This window comes from Nonomuraea sp. NPDC050022 (genome assembly GCF_044460705.1).
In the GTDB taxonomy this organism is placed as follows: Bacteria; Actinomycetota; Actinomycetes; order Streptosporangiales; family Streptosporangiaceae; genus Nonomuraea.
The window spans coordinates 606,465-632,373 of record NZ_JBITKE010000006.1 but is presented as its reverse complement, the minus strand read 5'-3'; the positions used below and the strand labels follow the sequence as shown (position 1 = coordinate 632,373).

21 protein-coding genes are annotated in these 25,909 nt (G+C 69.8%); 8 read left to right on the top strand and 13 right to left on the bottom strand.

Annotation, left to right across the window (positions count from 1 at the left end; all coding sequences use genetic code 11):
* Window positions 1–59: 59 nt before the first annotated feature.
* The 3 genes from ACIBO2_RS28735 to ACIBO2_RS28725 all read right to left on the bottom strand — a co-directional run bounded on the left by ACIBO2_RS28735 (window position 60) and on the right by ACIBO2_RS28725 (window position 5,942).
* Window positions 60–995 (bottom strand): hypothetical protein, encoded by a 936-nt coding sequence (locus ACIBO2_RS28735; protein ID WP_397300723.1) that lies wholly within the window; start codon window positions 993–995, stop codon window positions 60–62.
* Window positions 996–1,246: 251 nt separating this feature from the next.
* Window positions 1,247–4,420: a S8 family serine peptidase gene (locus ACIBO2_RS28730; protein ID WP_397300720.1), complete on the bottom strand. Its 3,174-nt coding sequence runs from the start codon at window positions 4,418–4,420 to the stop codon at window positions 1,247–1,249.
* A 511-nt stretch (window positions 4,421–4,931) separates the two neighbouring features.
* Complete coding sequence (locus ACIBO2_RS28725; protein ID WP_358557548.1) at window positions 4,932–5,942, bottom strand: LacI family DNA-binding transcriptional regulator; 1,011 nt, start codon at window positions 5,940–5,942, stop codon at window positions 4,932–4,934.
* Between the two features lie 126 nt (window positions 5,943–6,068).
* Here ACIBO2_RS28725 and ACIBO2_RS28720 point away from each other — a divergent pair, with 126 nt between their 5' ends.
* From ACIBO2_RS28720 to ACIBO2_RS28700, 5 genes are read left to right on the top strand one after another with little or no spacing between them, the layout of a single operon-like run.
* The gene (locus ACIBO2_RS28720) at window positions 6,069–7,427 is read left to right on the top strand and encodes an ABC transporter substrate-binding protein (protein ID WP_397300716.1); all 1,359 of its coding nucleotides are present in this window, start codon (window positions 6,069–6,071) and stop codon (window positions 7,425–7,427) included.
* On the top strand, window positions 7,427–8,341 hold the full coding sequence (locus ACIBO2_RS28715) for a carbohydrate ABC transporter permease (protein WP_397300713.1): 915 nt from the start codon (window positions 7,427–7,429) through the stop codon (window positions 8,339–8,341). Before ACIBO2_RS28720 ends, ACIBO2_RS28715 begins: the two co-directional genes overlap by 1 nt.
* Window positions 8,338–9,180, top strand: a complete 843-nt coding sequence (locus tag ACIBO2_RS28710) for a carbohydrate ABC transporter permease (RefSeq protein ID WP_357952753.1) — start codon at window positions 8,338–8,340, stop codon at window positions 9,178–9,180. The genes ACIBO2_RS28715 and ACIBO2_RS28710 overlap by 4 nt, the downstream gene beginning before the upstream one ends.
* A gap of 36 nt (window positions 9,181–9,216) precedes the next feature.
* Window positions 9,217–11,346, top strand: a complete 2,130-nt coding sequence (locus ACIBO2_RS28705) for a glycoside hydrolase family 2 protein (RefSeq protein WP_397300710.1) — start codon at window positions 9,217–9,219, stop codon at window positions 11,344–11,346.
* 58 nt (window positions 11,347–11,404) lie between these two features.
* Window positions 11,405–13,054: a ricin-type beta-trefoil lectin domain protein gene (locus ACIBO2_RS28700; RefSeq protein WP_397300708.1), complete on the top strand. Its 1,650-nt coding sequence runs from the start codon at window positions 11,405–11,407 to the stop codon at window positions 13,052–13,054.
* A 3-nt stretch (window positions 13,055–13,057) separates the two neighbouring features.
* Here the strand turns inward: ACIBO2_RS28700 and ACIBO2_RS28695 are convergent, their stop codons facing one another.
* From ACIBO2_RS28695 to ACIBO2_RS28670, 6 genes are all read right to left on the bottom strand, one after another.
* The gene (locus ACIBO2_RS28695; RefSeq protein ID WP_397300705.1) at window positions 13,058–13,930 is read right to left on the bottom strand and encodes a carbohydrate ABC transporter permease; all 873 of its coding nucleotides are present in this window, start codon (window positions 13,928–13,930) and stop codon (window positions 13,058–13,060) included.
* A 28-nt stretch (window positions 13,931–13,958) separates the two neighbouring features.
* The gene (locus ACIBO2_RS28690; RefSeq protein ID WP_358557530.1) at window positions 13,959–14,837 is read right to left on the bottom strand and encodes a sugar ABC transporter permease; all 879 of its coding nucleotides are present in this window, start codon (window positions 14,835–14,837) and stop codon (window positions 13,959–13,961) included.
* Window positions 14,838–14,841: 4 nt separating this feature from the next.
* A complete protein-coding gene (locus tag ACIBO2_RS28685) occupies window positions 14,842–16,164 on the bottom strand; it encodes an ABC transporter substrate-binding protein (RefSeq protein WP_397300700.1) in 1,323 nt (440 codons plus the stop codon).
* A 29-nt stretch (window positions 16,165–16,193) separates the two neighbouring features.
* The gene (locus ACIBO2_RS28680) at window positions 16,194–18,290 is read right to left on the bottom strand and encodes a glycoside hydrolase family 36 protein (RefSeq protein ID WP_397300698.1); all 2,097 of its coding nucleotides are present in this window, start codon (window positions 18,288–18,290) and stop codon (window positions 16,194–16,196) included.
* A 59-nt stretch (window positions 18,291–18,349) separates the two neighbouring features.
* Window positions 18,350–20,515 (bottom strand): CBM35 domain-containing protein, encoded by a 2,166-nt coding sequence (locus ACIBO2_RS28675; protein WP_397300696.1) that lies wholly within the window; start codon window positions 20,513–20,515, stop codon window positions 18,350–18,352.
* A 161-nt stretch (window positions 20,516–20,676) separates the two neighbouring features.
* A complete protein-coding gene (locus ACIBO2_RS28670; RefSeq protein WP_397300693.1) occupies window positions 20,677–21,732 on the bottom strand; it encodes a LacI family DNA-binding transcriptional regulator in 1,056 nt (351 codons plus the stop codon).
* A gap of 206 nt (window positions 21,733–21,938) precedes the next feature.
* Here ACIBO2_RS28670 and ACIBO2_RS28665 point away from each other — a divergent pair, with 206 nt between their 5' ends.
* From ACIBO2_RS28665 to ACIBO2_RS28655, 3 genes are all read left to right on the top strand, one after another.
* Complete coding sequence (locus ACIBO2_RS28665) at window positions 21,939–22,250, top strand: STAS domain-containing protein (protein WP_357952741.1); 312 nt, start codon at window positions 21,939–21,941, stop codon at window positions 22,248–22,250.
* A 142-nt stretch (window positions 22,251–22,392) separates the two neighbouring features.
* Window positions 22,393–22,809, top strand: a complete 417-nt coding sequence (locus ACIBO2_RS28660) for an ATP-binding protein (RefSeq protein ID WP_358557515.1) — start codon at window positions 22,393–22,395, stop codon at window positions 22,807–22,809.
* A gap of 18 nt (window positions 22,810–22,827) precedes the next feature.
* Window positions 22,828–23,457 carry a hypothetical protein gene (locus ACIBO2_RS28655; RefSeq protein WP_397300689.1) on the top strand — a complete coding sequence of 210 codons (630 nt, stop codon included), beginning with the start codon at window positions 22,828–22,830 and terminating at the stop codon, window positions 23,455–23,457.
* Here the strand turns inward: ACIBO2_RS28655 and ACIBO2_RS28650 are convergent.
* From ACIBO2_RS28650 to ACIBO2_RS28635, 4 genes are all read right to left on the bottom strand, one after another.
* A complete protein-coding gene (locus ACIBO2_RS28650; protein ID WP_397300686.1) occupies window positions 23,430–23,984 on the bottom strand; it encodes a fascin domain-containing protein in 555 nt (184 codons plus the stop codon). The two genes, ACIBO2_RS28655 and ACIBO2_RS28650, sit on opposite strands and share 28 nt — an antisense overlap.
* A 721-nt stretch (window positions 23,985–24,705) precedes the next feature.
* Window positions 24,706–25,269 carry a GNAT family N-acetyltransferase gene (locus tag ACIBO2_RS28645; protein WP_397300683.1) on the bottom strand — a complete coding sequence of 188 codons (564 nt, stop codon included), beginning with the start codon at window positions 25,267–25,269 and terminating at the stop codon, window positions 24,706–24,708.
* A gap of 51 nt (window positions 25,270–25,320) precedes the next feature.
* Entirely contained in the window at window positions 25,321–25,515 is a 195-nt protein-coding gene (locus ACIBO2_RS28640; RefSeq protein WP_358557574.1) for a spirocyclase AveC family protein, read from the bottom strand.
* Window positions 25,460–25,822: an alcohol dehydrogenase catalytic domain-containing protein gene (locus ACIBO2_RS28635; protein WP_358557577.1), complete on the bottom strand. Its 363-nt coding sequence runs from the start codon at window positions 25,820–25,822 to the stop codon at window positions 25,460–25,462. The genes ACIBO2_RS28640 and ACIBO2_RS28635 overlap by 56 nt, the downstream gene beginning before the upstream one ends.
* Window positions 25,823–25,909 lie beyond the last annotated feature (87 nt).

Genomic DNA, 25,909 nt, shown 5'->3' with positions numbered 1-25,909 from the left:
AACAAAGGATGATGGCTTGACGGTGCCGGGGAGCGCGCGGGGCCTCGCCTCAGGCGCGGTCAGAGTCTCCGGATGCAGGTGACCGACGGGTAGGGATCGGGGCCGTGGGGCAGCTCGTACATCGTGGTCGAGCTGGTCACCGAGTAGTCGGCCGGCCGCCGGCACTCGAACTCGATGCTGACGTGCCCGACGACCTTCCCCCACGCCTTCTTCGCCTTGCAGGACACCTCCTTCAGCCCACCGACGATGGAGGTCTCGGTGCCGAAGACCGTCTTGCGCTTCTTGGTCTTGGGCGCGGTCAGGCAGCTCGCGAGCGCGTACCGCGGACCGACCTCCTTGGCGTCCTCCCCCGGACCGACGCACACGTAAGAGCCCTGCCACTTGTAGGCGTAGGACCAGATCTTGCGCGTGCACGCCTTCTTCGTCTTGGTGAAGGACCTGATCCGGCCGGGGCCGTGGGCGTCGTAACAGGCCCGCTCCTCGACGGTGACGACGGGATCGTCCTGGATGAGCGTGCAGTCGCCGACGCGCAGGAGCCCGCCGCCCTTGCCGACGTCCCCCGGGTGCGGGGCGCGGCGGTTACGCAGGCAGGCCGTGCGCGGCTCCTGACCGGCCGGGGTGTCCAGCAGCCCGTCGCTGTCCTTCGGGCACTCCACCGGCCCGTTGCCCTGGTAGACGAGCTTGGTGATCTGGGCCCCGGCCGTCACGAAGGCGCAGTCGACCAGCGCGGGGACCTGGCTGTCCGGTTTGGGCACCTGAACGTCGAGGCAGCGCCCGGCCGCCCAAGGGGTCGGCTGGGAGGTCGGCTGGGAGGTCGGCTGGGAGGTCGGCTGGCTGGTCGGCTGGCTGGGGGAAGGCGGCGAGTTCGGCGCGAGCGAGCCGGGGGCGGAGGAGGGCGGGGGCGTCTGCGTCGGCGGGGTGTCACCGTCGCAGGACGACACGGTCACGACGACCGCCGCCACCAGGGCCGTCACCGTCCATAACCTGCTGCTCACGTCCCGCCACCCCCGCCAGATCGCCGTCGGGGAGATCTTCATCCACGACCCGTCGCCTGACAAGAGACCGCCCGCGGTCCGCCCGCTGAAGCGGCGGCGGGTTCCCAGGCCCGGCGACGAGGGGCCGAGCCTGGGGGGTGGTCGCCGGTCACCCAGGCCCGGCCGATGAGGGGCCGGGCCTGGGTGGTGTGGTCGCCGGTCACCCAAGCCCGGCCGATGAGGGGCCGAGCCTGGGTGGGTGTGATCGCCGGTCAGCCGATGGCGTACGCGCGGGTGATCGTCTGGGTCAGACCGATGCCCTCCGTGTCGGTCACCACCGCGCGGAGCGAGACGAACCCGGCCTCACCCGGGTTCGGCACCATGGCGGACCAGCCCGAGCCGGTACGGACGACCGGGATCTTGCGCCAGTTCGCGCCGTCGTCGACGGACATCTCCAGCCGGACCGACTTCGCCTTCACCGGCGCGGACCCGGCGTTGCGCTCGATCCGGATGGGCAGGCGGGTCACGCTGCCCGGCTTGGCGCGGTTCGAGGTGTCCAGGCCCTCGGGGTCGTACCGGACCGCGGTCAGCGGCAGCGGCTGCGCCTTGGCCGTGGTCGCGGACGGGAAGGTCCAAACGGACTCCACCCCGGTGGACAGCGCCGAGTGCGGGACCTGCCTGCGCATCGACGCGGTCAGCGTGTACGAACCGCGCCCGGAGGGAAGGTCGGCGCGCAGCCGGCATCCGTCCTGCTCGTAGACCCAGCAGCCGGCGAGGTCGGCGGTGGCCAGCACCTGCCCGTCCTTGGCGAGGGTGGCGACGCCGGTGGCGGCGGTGTCCGACCCCGTCCGGCCCGCGCCCCCGTCGGAGAACAGCCCCACTCCCGAGAAGGTCAGCTTGTCGCCGGTACGGTCGCCGCCCGGCAGCAGGAACGCCGGCCCGATGACCGCGGCGTTCCAGACCTCGCTGGTCTGGCCGCGCTTCAGGGCCTTGCCGCCGTCGAACATCAGTGAGGTGCCGACCTGGAGCCCGCTCTCGTAGGTCAGCCCGGGGGTGCGGTACTGGATGAGCGTGCCGGGCAGGGTGATGTCGCCGACCAGCGGCCCCAAGGTCGAGCCGGGGAAATCAGGGTTACGCAGTCCGGACATCGGCGTGCCCGTGGCCGCCGCTCCCGCGGCCCGGTAGGTCGCGGTGACCTTCGCCAGATCCTTCTGCCGGAAGTTGTGGGCAGGATCCTCGGGGAGGCCGTCGGTGCGGTGGTCGACGATGTGGTAGGCGTACGGGCTGGGAGAGGCGTCCTTGCTGAGCCACGTGGTCTCCACACCGTAGGTCAGACCTGCCTGACGGCTGGGAACGACGAAGAGGTTGTCGTTGACGTCGCCATTCGTCGACCACCAGGAGTTCCAGGCGCCGTGGGTCACCCCGAGGGCGTAACCGCGCTGACGTTCGGCGCTCGGATCGTCAAGCGTGATCTTGGCCGCTTTGCCCTGGCGCGCGTCCACCGTCAGCTTCTGGTCGCCGCCGTCGATCTTCAGCGCGGGGTCGGCGATCGTCATCACCCACTTCCCGTCGACCTTCTCCGCGATCTCGGTGTAGACGCTCCAGTCGCCCTCGGGCAGTCGTACCTTGGCCACACCGTCCCGGAAGGCCGGCTGGTGGAGGGCTCCGGTCTTCGCGTCGTAGATCTGGCTCTGCATGGGGTTGATGGGCCGGCCCTGCTTGCCGACGACGGTGAGCGTGACGTCGTAGGACTCGGGCTCGACGTAGGCGCCGGCCAGCGTGCGGACCACCGTCTCGCCCGACCTGGCGGTGACCGTTCCCGGGTAGTCGCCCGGCGCCTTGCCACCGGCGTCGATGGTGAGCGTGACCGAGGCCGTGCCCTTGGCCGGGACCGTGACCTGATCGGCCGGCAGCTTCAGCACCTCGCCCTGAGCCGACAGGTCGAGGGTGACCGAAGCGTCGCTGGCGTTGGCGTACGTGATCGTTTTGGTGGTGACCCGCTCGCCGGCGGCGTTCCAGGGGAAGGCCGCCCAAAGGTTGCCCGGCGCGACCGTGACCTGCTGTTTCAGCACGCGTACCAGGTCGATCAGCCCGGCTCCCTGCTGATAGAGCGTCGCGTCCTGAGCGGGCGCGGCGCTGCCGATCAGCGCGGCCTTGAGCTGCGCGCCGGTCCACTCCGGGTGGCGCTGAGCCAGGATCGCCGCTGCTCCCGCCACGTGCGGGCTGGCCATCGAGGTGCCGCTGAGCGGCCGGTGGAGGCCGTCGGCGGTGCCCGCCGCGGCCGCGGCGACGATGTTCACGCCCGGCGCGGTCACCTCGGGTTTGATCGCGTGGTCGCTCACCCTCGGCCCCGGGCTGGAGAATTCGGCCAGGCGGCCCTTCTTGTCCACCGCGCCCACGGTCAGCGCCGCCTCAGCGCTACCGGGACTGGTAACCCTGCCGCTGGCGCCGCCATTTCCCGCCGCCGCGACGAACAGCGTGCCGGTCCGCTCAGAAAGCGTGTTGACGGCCTGCTCCAGGGGGTCCAGATCGAGGCTGTCGGTGTCGCCGAAGCTCATGTTGACGACCTTGGCCTTGACTTCGACGGCCGCCCACTCCATGCCGGCGAGGATGGCCGAATCGGTCGGACCCGCGGGGCCGCCCACTTTCCCGATGGCCAGCGTCGCCTCCGGTGCCACGCCCCGATACTTCTGGTCCCTTCCCGCCACGATCGAGGCGACATGAGTGCCGTGGCCGAGGGAGTCGCGGATGTCGGGTTCGTCGCTGAAGTTGCGCTCCTGCTGAACCGCGTCCTTCAGGTCCGGATGGTCGGGGTCGTAGCCGGAGTCAAGGACCGCGACGGTGACGCCCTTGCCCGTCATGCCCTGCTGCCACGCCTGCGGGGCGCCGATCTGCTTGACGCTCTCGTCCAGCGAGAACGACCTGCGGCCGTCCAGCCACAGCTTGGTACGGCCCGCCGTCAGGGCGCGGGCGCCGCCGCCCGTCAGGTCCTTCCAGGTCTGGGCGGCGTTCGCCTTCGGCACGCGCGCCGCGCTCATCCCGAGGCTGGATAACTGGCGGACCCGCTGGGCGCCCTGCGGTGCGACGGCCTGCCCGGCGGTCCCTTGCGAGATCACGGGTATGTCGGGGGTGTCGGCGTCGCCGTACTTCCAGGCCAGGAGCTGGGTGACGTCGAACAGTCGCCGGTCCAGCACACCCTGGGCGATCAGCGGCGTGGCGTCGGCGGGTATCACGTACAGGTGGCCTCCGAGCACCTGGCTCGTGAAGTCCGCCCGCCTGCCGGGACCGGGCACCACACGGTGCCCCGGCCCGGTGACCACGACCCGGTCACCGGTGATCAGGGTCACCCCGTTCTCCTGCCGAGGCGGGGCCGGCTGGGCCCACGCCGGCGTGACGCCGATTGCTCCCGCCGCGAGGGCGGCGATGAGCGACTTGCCTAAGTTCACGGTCTACCTCATAGACGTAGGTTGATGATCTTCTCCTCTACTATTCACCGAAAGGCGCATTCATCTTCCTGATCACAAAATTTCGTGCCGCCTGGTGACGCACAGCGAGACGCCCGGCGAGGAGCTTTCCCTGCCGAGCGTCCTTCGTTGGGGTGGAGCGTTGATCTCAACGGCGATGGCGGCGACGGCGGCGCGCGAGCGCCGCACCACTGCTGTCACTACTGGACAGACCCGGAGGCGCAGGAACCGGCGGGCGGCTCATGCCGAACAAGCACAGGATAGACATGGTGTTCTCCGTGGGATTCTGGTGTCAGCGGGGGCGGGTGCTGCCCCCGCTCTCCACGTTAGAACACCCCGTGCGCCCCCATCCTGCCCGCCGAAAGGGCTTCTGACCTGGATTTTCCTCTCCCGCACCCATGCTGAGAACCAAGCCCCGGCGCCGTCCACCGCGCTTTGCGCCGCGGATATGTCGTTGTGGCGTTCCGGCCCTGTTAGGAAAGACTCCGCCCGCTCAGAGAGCGGTGCTCTCCCGGACGATGAGGCGGTGGGGGACGACGATCTCCGACGGCGTGGGCGCCGAGCCGTTGATCGTCTCGATGAGGACGCCCACCGCCAGCCGGGCGATCTCCGCCTTGTCCGGGGCGACCGTGGTGAGGCTGGGCGTGCTGTACTGGCCCTCCTCGATGTCGTCGATGCCGACCACCGCGACGTCGTCCGGGATGCGGCGCCCGGCCCTGTTCAGGGCGCGCATCGCGCCGAGGGCGAGCAGGTCGTTGTAGCAGAACACGGCGTCGGGCGGGTCGGGCAGCGCGAGCAGCCGCTCCATCGCCTCCAGGCCCAGACGCCGGTGGAAGCGCGGGGTCGGGACGATGAGCCGCTCATCGACATCAAGTCCCATCCGGGCGTGCGCCTGACGGTAGCCGGACGTACGCAGCTGCGCGGTCTCGCCGGTCGCGTACGGCTGGTCGCCGATGGCGGCGACGCGGCGGCGGCCCTGCTCCAGCAGGTGCCCGGTGGCCGTACGGGCGGCGGCGACGTTGTCGATGGCGACGTGGTGGAAGCTGCCGTTGAAGATGTGCTCGCCGAGCAGCACGATCGGGACCCGGTTGCCCCGGCCGCGCAGCTCCTCGGCGGAGATGGCCAGCGGGCTCAGCAGCAGGCCGTCGAACATGCTGGCCCGCGAGTCACGGGCCAGCAGCTCACGCTCCCGCTCGGCGTCGCCGTCGGTCTGGTCGACCATCACGACGTAGCCGTGCGCCCGGGCCGCGGTGATCACCTCGCGCACCAGCTCGGCGAAGTAGGGGACGTCCAGCTCGGGGACGACCAGGCCGATCATCCCCGTGCGGCCCTGCTTGAGGTTGCGGGCGATCAGGTTGGGCCGGTAACCCACCTCGTCCAGCACGACCTGCACCCGGGCCCGCAGCTCGTCGGAGACCGGCGCGTAGCCGTTGACCACGTTGGACACCGTGCGGATCGAGACGTTCGCCCGCTTGGCGACGTCACGCAACGTTGGACGGGCCATGTTCCTCCTCTGCGGTTAGTGTGATCATAACTCACTCTTGCATCGTTGCAGAGGAGTATGCATGATGTCTGCATCGTTGCAGAGTATTTCCGCCGGCTGTGCCGTACCCCCGTCCGAGGAGTAGAGATGTCCACACCCGCCATGGCCCGCCGCGGCTTCCTCAAGGGAGCGCTCGGAATCGGCGCGCTGGCCGCGGCCGGCGCCTGCGCTCCCGGCGGCACCAGCGCGGCTCCGAGCAAGCTGGCCAAGCCCACCGTCACGGCGTCCACGTCCGCCAAGGGCGAGATCACGATCTGGAACCGGTCCGGTGACCTGTTCAAGGTGTTCGACGCGGCGATCGGCAAGTTCCGGGAGGCCTATCCCGGGGTCAAGGTGAACCACCTGGCCGTCGACATCGACGCCAAGCTGGCCAACACCCTGATCAGCGGCACCGACGTACCGGACGGCAGCTTCTGGGACGACGCCAAGATCGGCGGTCAGTCCGAGCACCTGTACGACCTGACCGACCTGATCGCCCCCTACCGCGACAAGGTCGCCCCGTACAAGCTGTCCGTCAACACCGTCGGCGGCAAGATCTTCGGCGTGCCGTGGGACCTGGACCCCGGCCTGCTCTGGTACCGCGAGGACATCCTCCAGGACGCCGGCGTCGACCCGGCCGGGATCGGCACCTACGACGACCTGCTGACCGCGGCCCGGATGATCAAGGAGAAGGACCCGAAGTCCAAGCCCATCCACTTGGACAAGAATCCGTTCCTCGGCCAGCTCTGGCTGGAGATGCTGGCCAACCAGCAGGGCACGAGCCTGGCCGACGCGCAGGGCAAGCTCCGGCTGGAGTCGGCCGAGTACCGGCGGACCCTGACCTGGATCCAGGACGCGGTCAAGGGCGACCTGGTCACCCACGCGCCCTACCTGGAAGCGGCCGACATCAACACCCTCGACAGCGGGCAGCAGGTGTTCGTCCCGTGGGCGATCTGGTGGTCGTTCGCGCCGCAGCAGCTGCTCAAGGCCACCAAGGGCAAGTGGCGGGCCGCGCCCCTGCCCGCGTGGACGCCCGGCGGCGCCCGCAGCGGCGCCATGGGCGGCAGCAGCTTCGTCATCCCCGCCAAGGCGAAGAACCCCGACCTGGCCTGGCTGCTGTATGAGTTCCTGTGCTTCACCGAGCCCGGCTGCACGGCCGTCTACGGCCCCAACAGCATCTACCCCGGTGGCCTGTCCACCTCCGTGCCCTCCTTCACCCCGGCGCTGAAGCCGGACAAGCCGCTGTTCAAGCCGATCGACGCGCTCGGCGGCCAGGACCTGTGGAAGGTCGCCGTCGAGGCCGCCGCCACCATCCCGGCCGCCGCGCCGATCCCCGTGTGGTGGGCCCAGTCCGTGGACTATCTCGGTGACAACACCCAGCGCCTGATCGAGGGGAAGATGTCCCCCGACGACGTGATCGCCGAGTCGGCCAAGAAGATCCAGCGCAACCTGATCGACCGGGCCTGATGTCGACTCTCGCCGCCACGACGGCCGGGCGGGCCGCCACCGGCTCGCGGCGCCTGCCCCGGCTCTCGCCGTACCTGTTCATCGCGCCGTTCTTCGCGGTCTTCGCGGCCTTCGGCGTCTACCCGCTGATCTACGCGCTGCGCCTCAGTCTCACCCGCTGGCGCGGCGCGGGCGAGGCCACCTGGGTCGGCGTGGGCAACTACGTCTACCTGCTGACCAACCCCGACTTCTGGGCCTCGCTCGGCAACAGCGCGGTGATGTGGCTGCTGATCGTGCCGGTCCAGGTCATCGCCGGGCTGGGCGCGGCGGTGCTGCTGGCCAACGCGCGGCTGCGGCTGCGCGGGCTGTTCAGGGTCGCCTTCATCGCGCCGTTCGTGACGCCGCTGGTGGCCATGGCGCAGGTGTGGATCGTGGTGTTCGACGAGGACTACGGGCTGGTCAACCACGTGCTCGGGCTGGTGGGCCTGCCCGCCGTCGGCTGGCTGACCTCCACCGCGTGGGCCAAGCCGACGCTCGCGCTGCTGTTCCTGTGGAAGACCACCGGCTTCGCGATCATCATCCTGCTCGCCGGGCTCCAGGCCGTACCGGGTGCCGTGTACGAGGCCGCCTCGATCGACGGCGCCTCGCGGTGGCGGCAGTTCTGGTCGCTGACCGTGCCGCTCGTCCGGCGCAGCATCGCCTTCCTGGTGGTCGTGCAGACGCTGGCGGTCTTCCAGATGTTCGCCGAGCCGTACGTGGTCACCGAGGGCGGCCCCTACGGCTCCACCACCACGGCCGGCCTCTACCTCTATGACCACATCTCGGCATCCGACCTGGGCACCGGTGCCGCCAACTCCTTCCTGCTGGTGCTGCTGGTGTTCGGCCTCTCGCTGGGCGCGGTCCGGCTGCTGCGCCCGAAAGAGGAGGTCTCATGAAGCAGGCCAGGCCCGGTCCGGTGCAGTACGTGGTGCTCGCGCTGCTCGCCGTCGCGTTCCTGTACCCGATCTGGTGGGCGCTCAGCTCCTCGCTCAAGCCAGCCGCCGAGATCATCACCAGCCCGCTGTCGGTGGGCGGCCCGACGCTGGACAACTATCGGGCCATGTTCGCCGACGTGCCGATCGGCACCGGCTTCGTGAACACCGCGCTGGTCCTGGCGGTCAAGGGCGCGATGACGATGGTGTTCTGCCCGCTGGCCGGCTACGCCTTCGCCAAGTACACCTTCCCCGGCAAGAACGCGCTGTTCGGGGTGGTGATGCTCACGCTGATGCTGCCGACCCTGGTGCTGATCATCCCGCTGCTGCTGGAGATGAGCTCGCTGGGCTGGGTCAACACCTACCAGGCGCTGATCCTGCCGGGCAGCGTCGACGCCTTCAGCATCTTCTGGATGCGCCAGGTCATCGCCGCCATCCCGGACGAACTGCTCGACGCCGGGCGGGTGGACGGCGCGAGCGAGTTCGGGGTCTTCGCCCGGGTCGTCATCCCGGTGATCCGGCCCGGCCTGGCCGCGCTGGCCGTGCTGACCACCATGAACATCTACAACGACTTCGTCTGGCCGGTCGTCGCCGTCAACGACACCGCGCACCAGACGGTCCAGGTGGTGCTGTCGACCCTGGCGCAGAACGTCACCGGCAACCGCGTCGGCGCCGACTTCGCCACGGTCTGGGGTGAGCTGCTCGCCGCCGGCAGCATCGCCATGCTGCCGCTGCTGGTGATCTTCATCCTGCTGCAGCGCCACTTCATCAGCGGAATCCTCGCCGGCAGCGTCAAAGGCTGACCGCGCACACCTTCTCATGATCGGAGCACCCTTCCAATGACGCCGCGTGCGGAATACCCGCGCCCCCACTTCGACCGGTCGCACACCTGGTCGAGCCTGAACGGCGACTGGGACTTCCGGGCCGACGCCGACCAGCACTGGGACCGGACCATCAGCGTGCCGTTCGCCTGGGAGACCCCGGCCTCCGGCATCGAGGCCCACTGGCTGCCGGTCGCCTGGTACCGCCGCCGGATCACCGTCCCCGCCGGCTGGGCGGGGCAGCGGATCGTCCTGCACTTCGGGGCCGTGCACCACGAGGCCACCGTCTGGGTCAACGGCACCGAGGTGGCCCGCCACGTGGGCGGCTACACGCCGTTCGAGGCGGACATCACCGACGCGCTGCGCGAGGGCGAGCAGGAGATCCTGGTACGGGTCTCCTCCCCCGCCGACAAGCGGGAGATCGCGCACGGCAAGCAGCGCAGCATCCCGCGCGACGACTTCGACGGCGTGTGCTTCACTCCTTCGTCGGGCATCTGGCAGAGCGTCTGGCTGGAGGCGCGGCCCGCCACCCACGTGGCCGCGCTGAAGCTGCGCCCGGCCGAGGGGCTGGACGGCATCGAGGTCGAGGCCCGCGTCGAGGGCCCGGCTCCGGCGACACTCCGGCTGACCGTGCGCGGCCACGGAACGACGGTGGAGATCCCGGTCTCCGACGGCGCCGCGCCGCAGGCCGATGGCGACGCCGGTCACGCCGCACCGCAGGCCGATGGCGGTGTGGCGCGGGCCGTGCCGCAGGCCGGAGGCCGTGTCGTGCGAACCGTGCTGCAAATCGCCGAGCCGCGCCTGTGGTCGCCCGAGGACCCGCACCTGTACCACGTGGACGCCGAACTGGTCTCGGCCGACGGCACCGACCGGGTCGCCGGCTACACCGGGCTGCGCCGGATCGAGGTGTCCGGTGAGGACCTGTACCTCAACGGCCAGCGCCTGTTCGTGCGCGGCGTGCTCGACCAGGGCTACTGGCCGCGTACCGGCATCACCGCGCCCGACGACGCCGCGCTGCGCCGCGACCTCGAACTGGCCGCCGCGGCGGGCTACAACCTGGTGCGTAAGCATCTCAAGCTGGAGGATCCGCGCTTCGTTCACCATGCCGACACGCTCGGCATGCTCCTCTGGGCCGAACCCGCCGCCACCGGCCGGTTCTCGGCGGAGTCGGTCGCCGCCTTCGAGGCGCAGATCGCCCCGATGACCGAGCGCGACGGCAACTCCCCCGCGATCGTCATCTGGGGCCTGTACAACGAGGAGTGGGGCCTGGACTGGGACATTCCCGGCGACCCGGCCAAGCAGGAGGCCGCGGCCCGCGCGTACGACCTGCTCAAGGCCCTCGACCCGACCCGGCCCGCGGTCGAAAACTCCGGCTGGGCGCACGTGAAGACGGACCTGCTCGACTGGCACTACTACGACGAGTCGGCCGCCTCCTGGGGCCGGACGATCGCCGCGCTGCTGAACGGCGACCAGGACGACTTCCCCGTCCCGCTCGGCCCCGACTACGTGGTCCGCAAGAAGCTGACCGGGTCGCCGTCGCAGCCGCTGCGCGGTCTGCCCAACCTGAACAGCGAGTACGGGACCGGCTTCACCAGTGTGCAGCGCGGCTGGCAGCTGCGCTGGCAGACCCAGGAGATGCGCCGCCACGACCGGCTGGCCGGCTACGTCTACACCGAGATGTACGACATCGAGCACGAGTCGGCCGGGCTGCTGGACTTCGAGCGCCGCCCCAAGGACCTGGCCGGGGTGGATCCGGCGCACGTCAACGCCACGACGACGCTCGTCCTGGATGTGGTCCCGGTCGCCCCCGGCCGTGACCTGCTCAGCGAGACCGGGCGGGTCACGGTCCCGGTCCGGATCTCCCATCACGGAACGGACTCCGTCAGCGGCCACCTGCACACCGCCTGGTCCCCCGTCTTCGGGCCCGCGCCCGCGCGAGCGGGAACGGCCGGGGAGCGGGCCGAGGCCAAACCGTTCCTGCTCGGCGCGCCCGCCGAGGTGCACGCCGAACTGCCCGACGGCTGGACCAGCGGCCGCCTGCACATCGCCCTCGTGTCCGACGACGGCATCGTCCTGGCCCGCTCCGCAGTCGATGTGGACACCCACATCGCCCCGGTCATCGGCGACGACCCCCAGGCCCGCCCCTGAGCACAGCCGAAAACGTCCCGGTGAGATCCGCTCACCGGGCCCCACCCCAGGAGACACCGTGCGCATCGCACCACCCCCCAGCCGCCCGTTACCGCTGGTCATGGCGCTGACCCTGATCGCCGGGCTGCTCGTGGCCCTGGCCGGTCCCGCCTCGGCCGCCCCGGCCGGGCAGGTGCTCTACTCCCCCAACCTGACCACCTATCCCCAGGGTGACGCCAGCTACCCCAGGGCCGTCCGGCTCGACTACGACGGCTCGCCGAACGAGACGATGCTGGCCACGTTCGCCCGCAACAACCACAACGCGCCCAACGCCTTCCCGATCTACCGCAGCACCGACGGCGGCCGTACCTGGACCGCCAACCCCATCTCCACGATCACCTCGCACACCTCCGGCTGGGACCTGGGCGCCCCGGTCCTGTACGAGGTGCCGCGCACCGCGAACGGCCTGAACCAGGGCGACCTGCTGGCGGCGGGCACGGCCTGGCACGTCGGCGACTTCACCGCGCAGAAGGTCGAGGTGTTCAAGAGCACCGACCACGGCGTCACCTGGACGTGGCTGTCCAACTGCACGCAGACCAGCGGCCAGCCCAACACCGTCGGGCACGGCATCTGGGAGCCGTGGTTCCTGCTCGCCCCGAACAACACCCTGGCCTGCTTCATCTCCGACGAGCGGCCCGCGAACACCCCGACCAACAACCAGGTCATCGGCCACTACACCTCCACCAACGGCGGCCAGACCTGGAGCGCCACGCTGACCCAGGACGTGGCCTTCCCCGCCGACAACCTGGCCAGGCCCGGCATGTCCATCCTCACGCCGCTGCCGAACGGCACGTTCCTGATGGCGTACGAGCTGTGCCGCGACGCCACCGACCCGGACCACGCCTGCGAGGTCTACACCAAGACCAGCCCCGACGGCCTCAACTGGAGCGCGGCCGGGACCATCGTCCGCACCTCCGACAGCCGGGAGCTGCTGCACACCCCGTATGTCGCCTGGCTGCCCGGCGGCGGGGCCAACGGCACGCTGCTGATGTCCGGCCAGCGCGTGGTCGCCGGCCCCACCGGCAACAAGACCGTGAACGGCGAGTCGGGCCTGGTCCTGTTCGCCAACACCAACCTAGGCGCCGGCGCGTGGACCGAGATCGAGGCCCCGGTGACCGTCAACCCCACCGGCGGCTACGCCCCCGGGGCTCCGGCCTGCCCCGGCTACAGCTCGCCGATCGTGCCCGCCGCCGACGGCACGAGCTTCCTCTACCTGGCCGGGACCCAGCTCACCGGCAACCAGTGCCAGGTCCGCTACGGCATCGGCACGCTGGGCGGCCCGGTCGGCCAGATCACCGGCCCGGCCACGGCCGGCAAGTGCCTGGACGTCGACACCAACACCAACGCCAACCGCAACGCCGTCCAGCTCTGGGACTGCGGCGTCGCCACCGGCCAGCGCTGGTCCATGCACCCGAACGGCACGATCCGGGCGTTCGGCAAGTGCCTCGACATCGACGCCAACGCCACCGCGAACTTCAGCAAGGTCCAGCTGTGGGAGTGCAACACCGCGGGCGGCCAGCAGTGGCGCAAGCAGGCCAACGGCTCGCTGCTCAACCCGCAGTCGGGCCGCTGCCTCGACAGCCCGCAGGGCGCCACGGCCAACGGCACCCGCCTGCAGATCTACGACTGCAACGGCCTCGACCCGCAGAAGTGGACCGTCCCCCAGTAGCCCCTACTTCACCGCGCCCCCGGTGATCCCGGAGATGATCCTGCGCTGCGCCACGGCGAAGACGATCAGCAGCGGCAGGCTCATGAGGATGATGTAGGCGAAGATCAAGTGCCAGTTGTTGAGGTAGAGCCCGGCGTTGGCCACCTGGAACAGGTTCAGGGGCAACGTGTCCATCCGTCCGCCGATGACGAAGAACGCGTAGAAGACGTCGTTCCACACGTACAGGCAGATGAGGATCGTGGCGGTGGCCAGCACCGGGCGCAACATCGGCAGGATGACCGAGACGAAGACCCGCACGGGGCCCGCGCCGTCCATACGGGCGGCCTCCTCGATCGACAGCGGCACCGTACGGACGAAGCCGGTGACGAAGAAGACCACGGTCGACAGGTAGATGCCGACGTAGACGCCGATCATGCCGGTGAGGGTCCCGGCCAGGCCGAGCTGGCGCAGCAGCAGCACGATCGTCACCACGGCGGGCGGCAGCACGATGCCGCTGATGGCCAGCGCGTACAGGACGGCGTTGAGCCGGGTGGCCCGGCGGGCCAGGATCCACGCCGCCATGGAGCCGAACGTCAGCACCAGGGCGACGGCCGGGACCACGATCAGTACGCTGCCGAGGAAGGCGGCCGGGATGTCGCCCTGGGTCCACACCTGCGCGAGGTTGTCCCACAGGAGCCAGCGCGACGGGAGCGACAGGTCCGGCGAGAGCGCCTCGGACTGCGACTTGGCCGCCGTCGAGACGATCAGCCACAGCGGCACGCCCATCACGGTGACGACGAGCGCGACGACGGCGGAGGGACGCAGCCGCGCCGCGAGGCCGCTCGCGCGGGGCGGCCGGACCCGGCGGCTGCGGACGCCGTAGGCGGGGATGGTCATGGGCGGGAACTCCCGCCCATACGAACGGTCACAGGATCTCCTCCCGCTTGCGCAGAATCCGGATGACAGGGAAGGCCAGCAGCCCGACCAGCAGGAACAGCACCAGGCTCATGGTCGTGGCCTGCGCGAACAGGCCCTGGCCGAAGGTGCGGTAGATGAAGATGTTGAGGATCTCGGTGCTGCGCGCCGGCCCGCCCCCGGTGGTGGCCTGGACGATGTCGAAGCCGTTCATGGAGCCGAGCAGCGCGGTGGCGACGTTGAAGGTCACCGCCGGCGCCAGCAGCGGAAACCGGATCGACCAGAACGCCTGCCACGGCGAGGCGCCGTCCATCCTGGCGGCCTCGGTGACGTCCTCCGGCACGGTCTTCAGCCCGGCCAGGTAGATGAGCATGGACAGCCCCATCCACTTCCAGGCGTGGATGACCGAGACCACGACCAGCGTCCAGGTGGTGTCGCCGAGCCAGGCGACGCTCACCGGATGACCGAGCAGGCCGCCGAGCAGGCCGTTCAGGCTGCCGCTGGGTTTCAGCAGCGCCTGGAAGACGTAGCCGACCGCCAGCGCCGACATCAGCACCGGGATGAGGAAGAACAGCCGGGCGACCCGGTTCAGCCAGGTGTCGCGCTCCAGCAGCACGGCCAGGCCGAACCCGAACAGGTTCTGGAACAACGCCACCAGGACGGCGTAACTCACCGTGATGCGCAGCGCGCTGAACAGCGTGCCGTCCGACAGCAGGTCGGTGAGGTTGTCCAGCCCCACGGGGCGGATCTCGCTCTTGAAGCTGGACCAGTCGGTGAAGGCGTAGATGAAGTTGAACAGGGTCGGCAGGAAGAAGAACACGAACAGGATCGCGAAGGCCGGGATCAGGAACCACATCGGATGCGTGCGGCGCACGCTGGTAACGGTCATGTGGTCAGAACCCGGACGCGCCGGCCGCCTTCGCGAGCTGGGCGAACTGCTTCTGGGTCGCGGCGGCCACCTGCTCGGGCGTCAGGCTGCCGGTGATCATGTCGGCCAGGTTGAGGTACAGGTCGGGGTTGGCCACCGCGAGCGCCTGCATCGAGCCGACCGCGTCGCCGAGCGACTTGTGCACGTCGAGCAGCGCCTGCGGCACGCCCGCCGGGCTCGGCACGTCGGCGCGCAGCGAGACGGTCTTCCGGTCGGCGACGAAGCCCTGGTAGCCGGGGCCCATCCAGTACGACAGCAGCTGGCGGGCCGCCGCCTCGCGCTTGGCGTCGCCGGTCCTGAAGGCCACCAGCGCGTTGCTCTGGTCGGGGATGAAGGTGCCCACGTTGCCGGACGGCGAGACGGGGAAGAAGCCGATCTTCTTGTCCAACGTCGCGGTGTCGGCCTTGGCCTGGAGCTGGCCGAAGAACGAGTTCACCTGCACGGCCATCGCCGCCTTGCCCGACAGCAGCGCCGCGCCCTGGTCCTCGAACTTCGCCGTCTTGATGTCGGAGTTGAACAGGCCCTCACCGATCAGCGCCTTGTACTTCTTGATCGCGTCCAGGATGGTCTTGTCGGAGAAGGTCTCCTTGCCGGTGTTGACCCGGTCCCACAGACCGTCGCGGGCGGCGTCGGCGAGCTGCACCTGTACCCACCACTGGGTGGCCCACTTGTCGCCGGCCATCTCGAAGAACGGGGTGACGCCCTTGGCCTTGAGCTTGCGGGCCGTCTCCACCATCTCGTCGAAGTTCTTGGGCGTCGCGGTGATGCCGTTGGCGGCGAAGACCTCCTTGTTGTAGTAGACGCCTTCGACGGCCGGGCTGGTGACGAGGGCGGCGTAGCGGGTCTTGTCCAGCAGGCCGGTGATATCGCGTAGTTCGGGGGTCATCGAGGCGATCCAGGGGGCGCCGTCCAGCGGCTGGAGGTTGGTCCTGGCGTTCAGGGCGGTGAGCATGGAGGCGGTCGGCTGCCAGAAGGCCAGGTCGGGCTTGTCGCCGGTGGCCACCTTGGTCTGTACGCCCTGCTCGTACGGGTCCGGGATGGTGACCACGTCGACCTTGGCGCCGGTGGCCTGGGTGAAGGCGTCGGTCACGGCTTTGGGCACGGTGTTGCTGTTCTGGGCGGCCCAGATGGTGAGCGTGGTGCCATCGAGCCGGCCGGTGGGCGCGGCCCAGGCGGCGGGCTGCCCGCTCCCGGCCGGGGTGGCGGCGGGCCCGGAGGCCGGGTCGCTGCACGCGGTGAGGGTCAGGAGCGCGGTGGCGGCCGCGGCCGTGATCGCGGTGAGTTTCACGGTGTGTTTCCTTTTGGTCCGTGGGGGGGTCAGAGGGTGCGGAGCTTCAGGATTCGGGCGCTCGGTCCGGTAACGGTGCTGGTCACGGACAGCTCGGCGGTCTGCGGGTCCCACGAGTGGCCCCATCCTGCCTTATCGCCCGGGTAGACGGTCTCGATCTGGACGGCGTGCCCGGCCAGGTGGGGCAGCGACAAGATCGAGGTCTCGGCGGCGCCGGGGCGGCGCCACAGCCCGAGATGGGTGGTGTCCCCGGCGCGCAGGCCGAGGGCGAGCCAGTGATCGGCCCAGCCGGGCAGGCCGAGCGGCCAGCACGGGACCGCGCGCACCAGGTCGGCGCGCAGGTCGCGGTGCGCGCGTACGCCCGCCCGCACCAGGTCGAGCTGGGCGGCGCTCATGGCGGGCAGGTTGCCCGACAGGTAGAGCCGCCCCAGCACGCCGGTGCACATGGTGAAGACGAGCTCCTCGTCGGTCATGTCCGGTTGTGGGTAGGCCCAGTTGGCGGCCTGTTCCGGGAGCATGGACAGGGGCGCGGCCACGGCTATCGGCGGGTAGCGCAGGAAATCCTGCTGGTCGCTGGTCGACTGCAGGTTCAGCCGGGACAGCAGCGCGTAGTCCATGCGCATCGCGCCCGACGCGCAGTTCTCCAGAACGAGGCCGGGGTGCCGGTCCAGGACGCTGTCCAGCCAGGCGAGGTGGGCCCGGTTGCAGGCCAGCAGCCCGGCGCCGGCGCTGTCGGCGTGCAGGTCGGTGCCGGCGCCCGGGTTGATGTTGTAGTCGAGCTTGAAGTAACCGACGCCGAGCTCCTCCACCAGCCGGTCCACCACCTGGTCCAGGTGCCCGGTGGCCGCGGGGTGGCGCAGGTCCAGGTGGTAGCGGCCGTGCTCGGCCACGCGCCGGCCGCCGCGCTGCAGGAACGCCTCGGGGGGCAGCTTGTCGGCCATCGGGCTGCGTACGCCGATCACCTCGGGCTCCAGCCACAGCCCCGGCGTCATCCCCCGGTCCCTGATGTGGCCGAGTACCTCCTGGATGCCGCCGGGGAAACGGGTCCGCGACGGCTCCCACGCGCCGACGCTGTCCCACCAGGCGCCGTCGTCGTCGTACCAGCCCGCGTCGACGCAGAAGATCTCCGCCCCGGCCGCGGCGGCGGCGTCCACCAGCGGCAGCAGCTTGGCCGTCGTCGGGTCGCCCATCAGGGTGTTCATGTAGTCGTTGAACACGACGGGCAGCGCCGACCGGTCGGGGTGCGGGCGCAGCAGCGCGCGGCGGTGCGCGGTCAGCGCGGCCACCGCGCCTTCGAGCCCGTCGTCCGAGACGGCGACCGAGGCCGGCACCGTGGTGAACGACTCCCCCGCCGCCAGGGTCTGGCTCCACTGGTGGTCGGCGTCGGTGGGGCCGGTGGCCACCACGTACACGCCGTCCAGCCGCTCACCGGTCTCCCACCCCCAGGCGCCGTTGTGCTCGATCTGCCACAGCCAGGTCTGGCCGGTGCGCCGGTCGGCCAGCCCGCCCATCGGCACGTACCGCCCGCTGGACCAGGTGCCGGTGCTGCTCAGCGCGAACCTGCCGCGCCCGTGCTGGCCGTGCGCGGCCAGGCCGAGGTCGGCGATGTGCTCGCCGAGCGGCCTCCTGCTCCACCTGCTCTCGCCCAGCCACTCGCTGTCGGCGGACAGGACGTCCACCTCGCTCACCGGGCGGCCGAGGAACCCACCGGCGAAGGAGGACACGGCGAGCAGGAGCACCGGGTCCGTACCCTGGTTGGTCACCCGTACCTGGGCCTGGCAGGCGGCCACGCCGTCGAAGGAGCGCAGCGTCAGCTCGGCCGCCAGCCCGGACACCTCGTCACGCAGCGCGACGCGCAGCGTGTGCCAGTCGCCGTCACGGCTCTGCTCGGCGCCGGTGTAGCGCAACCGGCAGCCGACGGCCGTCTCCGACAGCCGCTGCGAGGCCTTGGCCCGGCCCTCGCCGGGGATCAGCACCTCGACCAGCGGCTGCGACAGACGGGACGGCTCGCCGCCGGGCGGTCCCAGCCTCTGGAGGGCCACCGGCCGGTCCGGGTGGATCTCCACCACCGCCGCCAGGGCGCCATGTCCCCAGCGCAGGGTCTCGACCACGTCGGCAGGCTTCACGTAACTCTCCTTCGGTTGTGCGGTGGTTGTTCGGTTGTGCGGTGGTCGCGAGACAGGCGTCAGCCGAGGGCGGCGGCGATCTGTATCCGGTCGACGTCGGGGCCGTACGCGGCGGCGTTGCCGAACTCGATCGTGTTGGCGCCGGCCCTGAGGTCGGCGGTCATCACGGTGGTGCGGAAGTTCGACCAGCCCAGCGTGTTGCGGAAGTAGACCCGGGTTGACGTGCCCCCGTTGACGCGGATGTCGGCGTAGCGGTCCACGATGTTGGTGTTGTAGTTGCTCGCGCCCTCACCCAGCTCGCCGTTGGCGTACGTGATCACCACGCGGTAGCGGCCGGCGGCCGGGGCGTTGACGCCGGTGAAGCGCAGGATGTTGGCGGCGCCCTTGCCGATGTAGCCGACGTACGAGCCGCCGGACGCCGCGCCGTTGGCGCCGACCACGGCCGTGCCGCCCAGGACGTTGGCGCCGCTCTCGGCCTCGTAGGCGGTGACGGTGCCGGTTGTGGCGGTCACGTCCAGGTAGTCGAGGTTGACGGCGTCGCGGTCGTCGGTGGTGAAGGCGTGCACGCCGATCCGGTTGACGCCGGCCTGGAGGAACACCTTGGTCGTCACCGTGTTCCAGGTGTTCCAGTCGGCGGTTCCCGGCAGCGTCAGGTCGGTTAACGCGGTGCCGTTGAGCACCAGGCGGGCGCCCCGGTTCTGCGGCGCGCCGGTGTACGGGCCCGCCGAGTAACGCAGTCCCAGGTTGTAGTAGCCGTCAGTGGGCGCGCTCACCACGAAAGTGGTCGCGGCCGTGTCGCTGGCGCCGTAGCCCTCGGAGAAGGAGGTGCCGGAGTAGCCGGTGTTGGGGCCGTAGGTGACGCGGGCGGTGCCGCCGAGCGCCGCGTACTCGGCCTGATAGCGGGTGGCCGGTCCCGCGGGCGTCAGGTCGGTGTTCGGGGTGACGATGACCTGGTACGCGGCGGCGCCGTTCAGTCCGGTGAGCGGAACGGTGATCTGGCCGCCCGAGACGGTGTAGTCGCCCTCGTGGATCAGGGCCGGGCCCGGGGAGGCGTTGAGGCCGGTGCTGTTCACCCCCCACACCGTCACGTGGACCGAGCTACCGAGGTACGGGGCCGAGGCGATGCCCTTGACCACGACGTCGGCGGCGTAGGTGTCGCTCACGTTGAGCGAGCCGCCGAAGATCACCCGGGCCTGCTTCCTGGCCGGGTCCAGGGCGGCCAGCCCCTGCAGGGAGCCGTTCCTGGTGGGCGGGGTGACGGTGACCGTGTGGCCGGTCAGCTCGCCGTACCACTTGTAGAGCCACCACCCGCCGGTGGCCTGGCTGTTCCTGGTCACCAGGTCGTTGAGCGCGCCGGCCGTGGTCCAGAAAGCCAGGCAGGCGTCGACTTTGCTGTTCTCGAACCGGGTCACGTACTGGACCAGGTTGCCGGGCACGCCCAGGTCACCGGAGTAGCGGGCGTACTCGTTGATCACGATGGGCCGGGGGCTGATGCCGAGGCTCGTCTCGATGGCCCGGTAGTCGGCGTGGTGGTCGTACCAGCTGGTAAAGAAGTCGTTGCCGAGCTCGTGCCAGGTGAACACGTCGGGCAGCACGTTGTTGGCCTTGGCGTAGGTGAGGAACGCGCGGTGGTCGGCCGAACGGTAGCTGGCGAAGTTGGGGCCCGCGATCCGGGCGCCGGGGTCGATCGAGCGGATCTTCTGGTAGACGCGCTTCCAGGCGTCGAGCAGGCCGTTGAGGTTGCCCTGGTACCAGATCTGGTCGGGCTCGTTGAAAGGCACGTACACGTACGACGTCCGGTACGGGTCCGCGACGATCTTGCGGGTCATCGTGTCGACCTTGGCCAGGTAGTCGTCGATGCCGAGGTTCTCGTACGGCCATTGGCGGTAGACGTCCTGCATGTAGACCTGGATGTCACGGCCGCCGGTGCGCTTGAACATGGGCGCGATCTGGAGGGCGTCGCCGTTGGGATGCTGGAGGCCGTCGGGCGCCTTCTGCGCGGTGACCTGGGGCTTGAGGGCCGCCAGCATGGTGTCGGTGGGGATTCCGTCGTTGCCCAGGCCGTACAGGAAGCCGGTCGCGCCGTACTTCAGCGGGCCCGTGTCCGAGGCGAGGTCGACGACGAGGGCAGGGGACGCGGCCTGCGCCGGGGCGGCGGCGCACAGCAGGGCCGAGACGAGCGCGGGGACGACGGTCGTGACACCCAGGAGCCGGAACGAAGTCAACGGGGGTACCTCCTGCCGGGAGAAGAGCGGCCATGTGACCGGTCACATGGAGTGTGAGCGGTCACACGGCAGGAACGGAAGGGCCCTTTGCCGGATTGTTACGCGCCGGTTTCGGGTGCGGTCTCAGGTTCAGACGCGGCGCGATCTCGGCGGGGGCGGTCTCAGGAGGTGGCGTGGCGCGGAGGGGCGGTCGACTCGCGCACGATCAGGCGGGGTGGGGTCAGCTCGGTCTGGGGCTGCGGCAGGCCAGTCAACTCGGCCACCGCCGCCAGGAAGCACGCCCGCCCCAGCCCGACGAAGTCCATCCGTACGGTGGTCAGCGCGGGGATCCAGAAGGCCGAGCCGGGAATGTCGTCGAACCCGACGATGCTCACGTCACCGGGTACGTCCCTGCCCGCGTCGTAGAGGGCGCGGCGCACCCCCTGGGCGATGTCGTCGTTGCCGCACAGCACCGCCGTGACGTCCGGATCGCCGGCCAGCCGCTGCCCGGCCAGGTAGGCGGCCCGGATGTCCCAGCCGGAGCCGACCACCTCGGGAATCTCGGCCCCCGCCCGCGACAGCGCGTCGCGCCAGCCGGCCTGCCGGCCACTGGAGCGCCCCTCGGACGGGATCGCCACGTGGTGCACGGTCCGGTGGCCCAGGGCCAGCAGATGCTCGGTGGCGTCGGCGGCGGCACCCCGTTCGTCCAGCGCGATCATGACCCGGCCCGTGTCGGGCGCCACCGGCTCGGTCGCGGCGATCGCCGGTATGTCCGCCGGCAGCGCCTCCAGCACCGCCGTACCCGCCGGGTCGAACGCGATGACGACCAGGCCGCCCGCGCTCGGGTCGCTCACATAGTCGACGGTCTGCTTGATCTCGGCGGGCGAGTCGGACTCCACGACCCTGACCCCCACGGCCAGGCCCTCGGTCCGCGCGGCCTCCTCGATGCCCTGCAACGTGGAGGCGTAGCCGTACAGCATGGTATTGGACGTCACCACGGTGATGCCCGGAGCGCGCCCCAGGCCGAGCGCCCGCGCGGCCCGGTTGGGCCGGAACCCCAGCGTCTCGATGGCCGCGCGCACCGCGGCCCTGGTGTCGGGACGCACCCGCGGCGAGTCGTTGAGCACCCGCGAGACGGTCTGGTAGGAGACGCCCGCCGCGGCCGCGACGTCGCGGATGCTGGGCACGGCCCCTCTGCGGGCGCCGGAGCGCGGCTCGCGCCGAGGGCTCGGACTCACGATCACATCGTAAGGCGCCCCGGACCGCGGCTCCGCCCCGGCTCACCTGCCCGCCGAGAGCCGCCGGCGGGTGGCGTGGCGGTCGGGCTGGTGATAAATACCGCTATGTACCGGACAATGATGGGTGCGGGCAGCCGCCCTGCGGTTCGGAGCGCATCATGGGGGCAGACTCGCCGTGCCCGGCATCGGCAGAGGAAGGAACGCGCATGGAGGTGGTGTCAGTAGGCACCGTGACCGACGGCACGCTGGAAGTGGTGCTGCGCGGCGACATCGACTTCACGAACGCGGCCTGGGTACGGAGCACGGTCTCCGCCGCCGTGCTCGACCAGCGCCCTTCCGTGGTGTGGATCGAGATGGGCGAGGTGGCCTTCATCGACTCCTCCGGGATCGGCGTGCTCGTGGACGCGATGAAGGCGTCCGCCGAGGTCGAGGCGGCCTTCAGCGTGCGGCATCCCACGTCCCGGGTGTTCGACCAGCTGCGCATCACGGGGCTGCTGTCCGCGTTCGGTCTGGCCTGAGGAGGGCTCGCCTGAGGAGAGCTGGCCTGCGGAGAGTGGGGCTGCGGAGAATTGGGCTGGGGGCTGAGGAGAGCTGGGCGCGCCACCGTGGCCTCCGCTTCGCGGCCCCGGGCCGCCCGCGCCGGTCGGGGCGGACGCGCCGATGAGTGAACCCGCCGAAACCTTGGAGACACGGTACGACTTCGACTTCGACACGCTCGTCCTGCTGCGCCGGTTGGTGGAGCGGTACGCCGCGCGGCACGGTCTCACCGGGCAGGATCTGTACCGGTTCGTGGTGGCGGTCAACGAGATCACCACCAACGCGGTGCGCCATGGCGGCGAGGGCGGGCAGCTCAGCCTGTGGCAGGCCGGCGGCCGGCTCTACTGCCGGGTCACCGACAACGGCCCAGGGCTGGCGCGGCCGGACTCGCAGGGCCACCACGCCGTGCCCGCCGACAGCAGCAGCGGCCGGGGCCTGTGGCTGGCCCGGCAGTGCGTCAGCCAGCTGACCATCGAGAGCGACGCCAACGGCACCACCGTCACCCTGGAGGCCGCTCCCCCGCAGCCGGACCATCCCTGAGCAAGATCATTTAGTGAAGTGAAGATTCTTCGATACGTTCAGAATAATCCGCGTCGGTCTCACGCTGCCACTGGGGAAGAAGATCGACGCGCGGGCAGTGTGGTGCTGGAGGCGATGCGGACCGAGAACCGCGACGGCCTCGCCCACGCCCTGCAGGTGATGACCGAGCACTTCGGCGAGCTGCGTTTCCTGCTCGGCTCGGTGCTGGACGGCTTCGACCGGCTGATCGGCTGGCAGGTCAGCCAGGGCGCACTGTTACGCGCCGGCACCCAGACCGCTCAGCAGCAGCTTGCCGAGCTGACGTTGATCAGCGACATGATCGCCCCGGCTGCCGCAGTCCGGTCCCGCGCCCGTCCGTACGCTTCGGTCGTCCGTGGCCGGGCCGCTCCGGCTGGCCGTATCAGGCTTGGCCGGGCAAGCGCGGAACAATCCGCGTACGGCTCCAACTCCCCGGCCCCGAATCCGGCATGTCCGAGACGATCAGCGACGGAAACCCCGTCGGCGATCATCGTCACACCGTCCGCCCACAGCGAGCAGGAGGTGAGAAGGCCTCACCCCTTGCTCGACTTCTGTGCAACCGTATCTCAGGTCATCTGGTTTATGACTTGCCGCCCCAGGGGTCAGGCGTTTGGGGACGGTCGGACGTAGAACTTCTCCCACGGCCCGGCGGTATCGGCGCGCGCCCGGAGCATGCCGTAGCCGCTACCCTCGTAGGCATACTCGGCACTCACGTATTTGTTGTTCTTGGAAGACTTGATGGCGCAGAGGCTTCCGGTGCACTCGAAACGGAACTTCTCCCAGTCTCCGACGCCGGTCGAGCGTGCGCGGAGCATGCCGTAGTCGGCGCCTGAGTAGTCGAGTTCGGCGCTCACATACTTTTTTGTCGTCAACGCGGCGATGACGTAGTTCGTATTGTCGAGGTTGCAGAGCTTAAAAGTCTCCCGGCTTCCCAGCAACGCCGCCGTAGCGGTGAGCATGCCCTCCTTGTATCCCACTTCGCTGTTTCTGGTACTCCAGGCACGGCTCATTTCCTGGGATATGATGCCTACCCACTCACACTGGCCGGCAGCGGGGGTGGAGGCCGTGTCGGCGATCGCCGCAGGCGTTGCGGCCAGCACGACCGTCCCCGCCGCTAACGTCATGCCGAACGCCCGGAAGCTATTCCTGAAGTTCATTTCCCTGCTTTCTGCGATCTTGGTGGCGCATCGATCGCGCCCTGTCCATCGGATACTGCCAGGAGGGAGTTGATTTTCACTGAATGCACCCTAAGTTCATTGTTTGGCCCGGATAAACTGATAATCAACTGCGACATGAGATCGTACGGGCGATAGTCGACTCTGCGAGTGCCGGGAATCGCATCCGACGGTCTCACCTGCAGCCCTTTGACGTGCGAAGATCATCTCATAAGGTGGGGCTCAGGCAATGTTGTGCAGTCGCTCAATCGAATTGAGCGAGAGGCGATAACAGAAGCTGGTTTTCCTGCCCGGCCGTCGGTGTTCCGGCCGGTGCGAACGGTACTTTGTCTCAGCCGGCTCTGTCCTGTGAGTGCCCGAAACTCGCGTCCGGTGCCAGAACTGCTGGGTGATGCAGAGGGTCTGCCGGCCAAGCACCTGGAAGATCGTTCATGACGGAGTCGAGTTCACCGGCGCGGCCAGCGTCAAAGTGATCCGATACCGCTACCGGGGGCACGGAATCCCAACCCCCTGGACCCCGGCACCGGCAGCCGCCCAAAGCGGCTGACCACGGCAACGACACGTGGAGCGCCCGGTGCGTGGAGACGCGCACGCCGGGTGCGGCGGGCGGGCCGGGGAAACCCACCGTGAGCGATTACGGCAGGGCGCCCCGGTCCGACCCCACAACGAGCGGCTCGGGTACGGCAAACCGCGACTCAGTTGATCAATGAGTACGGCGGTTGGAACGGACTTCGAAGATGAGTCCGAGACCGTCCTCTTCGTCCCAGTCTTCGCCGACTTGGACGAAGCCGAAGCCGGCGATCGTGGCCAGAGACGCCACATTATCGGGACTGATCGTCGCACGTACGGTCTTGACCGCCGGTTCGGCCGCGGCCCGACGCAGCAACTCGATCAAGATGGCTCGGCCATACCCCTGGCGACGGAAGTCAGGAGCAACCGCGTAGCCGATCTCTATCATGCCCGCCTCATCGGGCGGTCCGTGAAACCCGGCATGACCGACGACGACACCTTCAGGCCCCGTCACCGCCTGCCGCGCTATCCACGATGCGTGGCGAGGATCGGCGGCCATCTGGTCGATCCGAATCCGCCACAGCCACCGTGCTCTGTCTGTCACGAAGTACTCCGTCAGCGCGACCCCGGCCGCGTTGCTGGCCGCGGGCAGATCCCCATCGAGCAGAGCGGACAGCGCAGTGCTCGACAACTCGACGAAGCGCACGTGCTTCGAACTAGTGGGGAACGACGTCTGGCGATCGGCTTCATTTGTCACGGTGCGGACGATCGCAGGAGGTCCGACAGACGTCCAACGATTTTCGAGGGATCAGCATCCACCTCCACGACGAGCACCGACCCGTTGAGAGATCATGTCGGGACGTCGACCACCAGCCAGTTGGTCAGCTTGTCGGCGTCGGCGATCCCGCAATGGCGATTGGTACCAGTGGCCGGCGAACAGTGATACCTCACGGATGGCGTAGGGGTAGGCGAAAGCACCGGAGCGGATCCAGAGGATCTCCACGGCGGTATCGATGAGCGCGCCGGCCAGGGCACACGTCAGGTACGTGGGCACCGGCCCTGCTTTGGCTGACCAGGGCGGAGTCGACGCCCTCACCGACCGCCGTGACGATGCCCCCGGCGCCGTTGCCCGGGATCATCGGCAGCTCCCGCTTGAACGGCGACGGCGCGCCCGACCGGAACTGGGTCTCCACAAAGGTGATGTCGGCGTAGGCGACGTCGATCAACATCTGCCCAGGCCCCGGGACCGGGTCGGGCGCATCTCCAGGTAGGAGCACCTCGGGCCTGCCGAACTCCGTCAACCACACCACGCGCGCACGTTGCTCTCCCCTGTTCGGTTGATGTCACCCCCAGCCGGCAATCTCAACCGAACTCGAAGTCAACCCGCGATCACCAGC